The sequence below is a fragment of the Oleiphilus sp. HI0043 genome (genome assembly GCF_001634935.1).
This window is the reverse complement of sequence record NZ_LWEY01001521.1, coordinates 1-1,036: the sequence shown is the minus strand read 5'-3', so window position 1 is coordinate 1,036 and position 1,036 is coordinate 1. Positions and strand designations below refer to the sequence as shown.

At 47.9% G+C, this 1,036-nt stretch carries 1 protein-coding gene and 1 pseudogene; both read right to left on the bottom strand.

The annotated features are described in order from the left end of the window. A pseudogene (locus tag A3729_RS22095) lies at positions 1–264 on the bottom strand (anthranilate/aminodeoxychorismate synthase component II); the annotation flags it as partial. An 11-nt stretch (positions 265–275) separates the two neighbouring features. Then, on the bottom strand, positions 276–1,036 hold a 761-nt coding region (locus tag A3729_RS22090; protein WP_197475984.1), incomplete at its 5' end, for an anthranilate synthase component I family protein.

Here is a 1,036-nt window from a genome sequence, read left to right as displayed (position 1 = left end):
AGCCTGGCCAATACTTTGGTGACCCAAACAAATACCAAGAATTGGAAGCTTGCCTTTAAAGTGCTCAATGGCAGCCAGTGATACACCGGCTTCGTTTGGCGTACAGGGGCCAGGTGAAATCACAATTTTACTAGGTTTTAGCGCTTCAATTTCTTCGATGGTAATTTCATCGTTACGGTAAACATGAACATCGGCACCGAGTTCGCCCAAGTACTGAACAACGTTGTAGGTAAACGAGTCGTAGTTATCAATCATTAATAGCATTGTTTTTCTCCTTACCCGTCTAAGCCTTGAGTTGCCATTGCCACCGCTCTGAATACAGCGCGCCCTTTATTCATGGTTTCATCCCACTCACTTTGCGGTACCGAGTCTGCAACGACTCCCGCACCGGCTTGAATATGCAATACCTGGTCTTTTATGACCGCGGTGCGAATGGCAATCGCCGTGTCCATATTGCCATTCCATGAGAGGTAACCAACAGCGCCGCCATAAACGCCCCGCTTAACCGGCTCAAGCTCATCGATGATTTCCATCGCACGAATTTTCGGGGCACCACTTAGAGTACCGGCAGGGAAAGTCGCGCGTAATACATCAATCGGACTGGTATCGGGTTTTAGCTTGCCGGTCACGTTCGAGACAATGTGCATAACATGAGAGTAGCGCTCTATCACCATTTTATCGGTGAGCTCTACACTGCCAATTTCACTAACGCGGCCAGCATCATTTCGTCCTAAATCGATTAGCATCAAATGCTCGGCGCATTCTTTAGGATCTGCGAGTAGGTCTTTCTCTAAGGCTAAGTCTTCTTCTTCATTCATGCCGCGCTTGCGAGTACCAGCAATCGGCCGAACAGTAACTTCACCCTCTTCTACGCGCGCAAGTATTTCAGGTGATGAGCCGACAATATGAAACTCGCCCAAGTTCAAAAAGTACATATAGGGAGAAGGATTCAAACAGCGTAAGGAGCGATACAGATTCAAAGGCTCAGCAGTAAACGGAATCGACATGCGCTGTGAAATCACCGTTTGCATCACGT